Source organism: Micromonospora sp. M51, assembly GCF_018070305.1.
GTDB classification, from domain to species: Bacteria; Actinomycetota; Actinomycetes; order Mycobacteriales; family Micromonosporaceae; genus Micromonospora; species Micromonospora parva.
In genome coordinates this window covers 1-3,655 of the sequence record NZ_JAGPXZ010000633.1, presented here as the reverse complement: position 1 = coordinate 3,655, position 3,655 = coordinate 1, and the positions used below count along the sequence as shown (strand labels likewise).

Annotated in this window: 5 protein-coding genes and 1 pseudogene; 4 read left to right on the top strand and 2 right to left on the bottom strand. The window is 72.0% G+C overall.

The annotated features are described in order from the left end of the window. The coding region (locus KBX53_RS25995; protein ID WP_247676225.1) for an SDR family NAD(P)-dependent oxidoreductase at positions 1-513 on the bottom strand (513 nt) is incomplete at its 3' end. Between the two features lie 237 nt (positions 514-750). On the opposite strand from KBX53_RS25995, the gene KBX53_RS25990 reads away from it, so the two are divergent. The 3 genes from KBX53_RS25990 (at position 751) to KBX53_RS25980 (ending at position 3,183) form a co-directional block, all read left to right on the top strand. Then, positions 751-1,377, top strand: coding sequence for an HAD-IA family hydrolase (locus KBX53_RS25990; RefSeq protein ID WP_210862144.1), 627 nt, complete (start codon positions 751-753; stop codon positions 1,375-1,377). 86 nt (positions 1,378-1,463) lie between these two features. Continuing rightward, complete coding sequence (locus KBX53_RS25985; protein WP_309140853.1) at positions 1,464-1,943, top strand: GNAT family N-acetyltransferase; 480 nt, start codon at positions 1,464-1,466, stop codon at positions 1,941-1,943. Between the two features lie 97 nt (positions 1,944-2,040). Next, on the top strand, positions 2,041-3,183 hold the full coding sequence (locus KBX53_RS25980) for a polysaccharide pyruvyl transferase family protein (RefSeq protein ID WP_210862143.1): 1,143 nt from the start codon (positions 2,041-2,043) through the stop codon (positions 3,181-3,183). An 8-nt stretch (positions 3,184-3,191) separates the two neighbouring features. Here KBX53_RS25980 and KBX53_RS25975 read toward each other — a convergent pair whose 3' ends face one another. Further along, positions 3,192-3,398, bottom strand: a complete 207-nt coding sequence (locus tag KBX53_RS25975; RefSeq protein ID WP_030330229.1) for a hypothetical protein — start codon at positions 3,396-3,398, stop codon at positions 3,192-3,194. A 115-nt stretch (positions 3,399-3,513) separates the two neighbouring features. Between KBX53_RS25975 and KBX53_RS25970 the strand changes: the two are divergent. After that, positions 3,514-3,655: pseudogene (locus tag KBX53_RS25970) on the top strand (DUF664 domain-containing protein); the annotation flags it as partial.

Below are 3,655 nucleotides of genomic sequence, written 5' to 3'. Positions count from 1 at the left end.
GGCCAGGCCCCGGGTCAGCCCGACCAGGGCGGACTTGCTCATCGCGTAGAGCGTCAGCCCGGGAAAGACCACCCGTTCACCGACGTTGCTGCCGATGCTGATGATCCGTCCGCCCTCGCCCAGGTGCCGCAGCGCCGCCCGCGCGGCGACGTACGGTGCCCGGATGTTGACCGCGACGGTCTGCTCCACCTCGGCCGAGCCAAGCTCGTCCATGGCGCCGACCGTGAACACCGCGGCGTTGTTCACCAGGATGTCCAGCCGACCCAGTTCGGCGGCTGCCCGGTCGACAGCGCCCTGCACGGCGGCCGGGTCGGCGCCGTCCGCCTGGATCGCCAGCGCCCGTCGGCCCAGCGCCTCGATCTGCTTCACCACTGTCGCGGCCCGCTCGGCGTCCTGCCGGTAGGTCAGCGCCACGTCGGCCCCGTCCTGGGCCAGACGCAGGGCGATGCCGGCCCCGATGCCCCGGGAACCTCCGGTCACCAGTGCGACCCTGTCGTTGAGTGTCGTCGTCATGCAAACGATCATCTGGCCGCGCGGCCTCGTCGTCTGGCGGCTATCGGACCCCTCGTTGCGACCCTCAGGTCCGATTCCCGCGATCCTCGACGGCCTGCGGACGCGGTGGGCCGCCATGATCCGCGCGACTTCACGGATCCTGCTGCCTCACCCGGCGACGAGACAGCAGGATCACCGAAGTTGCGCGGATCTTGCCAGGTGGGGGAGGGTGGGGCGAGCGATGCGGGGAGAGTGGTCGTGGAACTGGCAGGCATCGGCGCGGTGCTGTTCGACATGGACGGCACCCTGGTCGACTCCGACGCCGCCGTGGAGCGGGCCTGGGAGCGGTGGGCCGGCGAGTACGCCGTCGATCCGGCGGCGGCGTTGGCCATCGCGCACGGCAGCCCGGCCGATCGGACCATCCGCCGGCTGCTGCCCGCGCTCGACGACGACGCGGTCGCCACCGCTGCCGCGCGACAGTTGGCGTTGCAGTACGACGACCTGTCCGACGTGACAGCCACCCCCGGTGCGCACGAACTGCTGAACGTGCTGGCCCGACTGGGGTTGCCCTGGGCGGTGGTGACCAGCGCCGACGCGCGGCTCGCCGAGGCCCGGCTCGACGCCGCCGGCATCAAGGCGCCGGTGCTCGTCACGGTCGACGACGTCAGCGTCGGCAAGCCGGACCCGGAGGGCTACCTGCGGAGCGCGGCGCTGCTGGGCGTACCGGTGGCGCGGTGCCTGGTCGTCGAGGACGCCGAGGTCGGCCTGCGGGCCGGGCGGGCGGCCGGGGCGATGACCGCCGCGCTGAAAGGGCTCGACGGCGACCTGCGGCTGCACGACCTGACGCAGTTGGCCCGCCAACTGGACCCGCCGACGGCATCCTGACCCCGCCCGCCCCGGCGGTGAATCTGTTGGCGTGTCCAGGCCGGTTCTGCTGCACTGCCTGCTGGCGACGATGAAGGGGAGACGCGGTGGAGTTGACGTTGACGCCGATGACGGCGCCGGAACTGGCCCGCCTGCTGGGGGCACTGGAGCAGGGGTACGCCGAGGACCTGGTGGCCCACCGGGGGATGACCCCGGAGGCGGCCCGTGAGCGGACGGTCACCCAGATCGGGGAGTCGCTGCCGGCCGGCGTGGACACCGAGGGCGTGTTGCTGCGGATGGCCCGGGTCGGTGACACCGAGGTCGGCTGGATCTGGGTGACCCTGCCGACGGCCGCCGCACCGAACCAGGCGTGGATCCACAACATCGAGGTGCACGAGGAGCACCGGGGACGCGGGTACGCACGGCGGATGATCCAGCTCATCGAGGCCGAACTCGCCCAGCTCGGCGTGCCGGAGCTGGGTCTGAACGTCTTCGGTACGAACACCGTGGCGCTCGGCCTCTACCGCAGTCTGGGCTTCGAGGTCACCTCGCGGCAGATGGCGAAACGCGTCACCCCGGCGGGCTGAACCGCCGCCGACGCCGTGCACTGTCGGTCCTCCCGGCAGGACTGTTCACCTGCCCAGCGGGAAACCGGCGCGGACCGCACCTGGGGAGGAGCGACGGATGACGCACGGCGCCGGACTGACCATCGGTGTGCTCGGCTCGTACGGTGGGCGAAACCTCGGCGACGAGGCGATCCTCACCGGCCTGCTCACCGATCTGCGGACGCAGGAACCGAACGCCCGGATCATCGTCTTCTCCCGGAACCCGGAGCACACCCGGGCCGCGCACCCGGACGTCGAAGCGGTGCCGTGGGAGGGCGTGAGCCGTACCGACTCGGCCCTGGTCCTGGCCCAGCTCGACCTGCTCATCCTGGGCGGTGGCGGCATCCTCTACGACCGGGAGGCCCGCCGTTACCTGCGGGTGGTCCGGGTCGCCCAGGAGCGGGGCCTGCCACTGATCACGTACGCGGTGGGGGTTGGGCCGCTCAGCGACGGGGTGGACACCGGCATGGTCCGGGAAACGCTCTCCAGCGCGACCCAGGTGACCGTCCGGGACCAGGAGTCCCGGATGGTGCTGGAGGAGGCTGGCCTGCTCAACCCGATCACCGTCACCGCGGACCCGGCGTTCCTCCTGCAACCGGAGGAGTTCCCGGCCCACCTGCTGGCCGAGGAGGGGGTGCCGGTCGGCAAGCGGTTGGTCGGGATAAGCGTGCGGGAGCCGGGCCGGGCCGCCGAACGCCTCGACGTGGACGGTTACCACCGGCTGCTGGCCCAGATCGGTGATTTCCTGGTGCACCGGATCGACGCGTACGTGCTGTTCGTGCCCATGGAGCGGGACGACATCCGGCACGCCCACGGGGTGCTGTCGCACATGGTCGCCGCCGAGCGGGGTCGGATCCTGCACGGCACCTACTCCCCGCAGCAGGTGCTGGGGCTGATGCGCCACTTCGACCTGGCCGTCGGCATGCGCCTGCACTTCCTGATCTTCGCGGCGATGGTCGGTACGCCGTTCCTGCCCCTGCCGTACGCCGGAAAGGTCTTCGACCTGGCCCAGCGGCTCGGTGTGCCGGCGCTACGCGGTGTGGAGCGGGAGGTCGAGGGGCCGCTGCTGGCCGAGGTCGACCGACTGTGGGACGAGCGGGAGCAACGCGCCGACGCCACCGCACGACGGGTGGCGGAGGTGTGCGAGCAGGCGCGGGGCACCTCGGAGGTCACCCGTGGCGTGTTGGAGAGTTTGCGCAGCCAGACCCTCACCCGGGTCTGAGCCGGCGGTCACACCGCCGGGCCGGTCCACCGGTAGCGCCACTCGCGGGCGTCCTCGCGGAAGTTCTCCAACTCGTAGATCTGCGCGTCGGCAAGCCCACCGGAGCCGAGGTGATGGTGGGTCAGCGGCGGGCGACCGTTGCTGTCGAGCTCGACGGTGATGGTCTGCCCGTCCGCCGTGCCGCCGACGAGAGGGATCTGCACGGAGGAAGCCATGCGCCCATCCTGCCCGGCGCAGCGCCCGCTCGCAGCGGATAGCGGGGCAGCGGGGTGACCGGCCCGTGGCTAGGGTCGGCGGATGGAGCAGACGATCGATCCCACGCTCGGTCCGGTGCTCGCCCGCACCGGCGACGAGCGCGCCGTGCTGACCTCGTTCCTCGACTTCCACCGGGCCGTGCTGCTGCGCTAACTGCGCGGTCTCTCCGACGCCGACGCCCGCCGCCGGCTGGTGCCCTCGGCTTCCACGCTCGTCG